Consider the following 253-nt stretch of genomic DNA (forward strand, 5'->3'; position numbering starts at 1 on the left):
AAACCTTCACTGGTCATTCTTACTGGGTTGGGTCAGTAGCATACAGCCCTGATGGTCAAACTCTTGCTAGTGCAAGTAATGACAACACTATCAAATTGTGGGCTGTAAAAACGGGAAACCTCCTACAAACCTTCACTGGTCATTCTTACTGGGTTGGGTCAGTAGCATACAGCCCTGATGGTCAAACTCTTGCTAGTGCAAGTAATGACAACACTATCAAATTGTGGGCTGTAAAAACGGGAAACCTCCTACA

At 44.3% G+C, this 253-nt stretch carries 1 protein-coding gene; it reads left to right on the forward strand.

Annotated features, from left to right (window positions below; genetic code table 11):
* Positions 1-253, forward strand: a 253-nt coding sequence (locus tag FFR48_RS28670) for a WD40 repeat domain-containing protein (protein ID WP_371851499.1), incomplete at both ends; no start/stop codon positions are given.

It is taken from the genome of Sphaerospermopsis reniformis, assembly GCF_005402885.1.
GTDB lineage: Bacteria > Cyanobacteriota > Cyanobacteriia > Cyanobacteriales > Nostocaceae > Sphaerospermopsis > Sphaerospermopsis kisseleviana.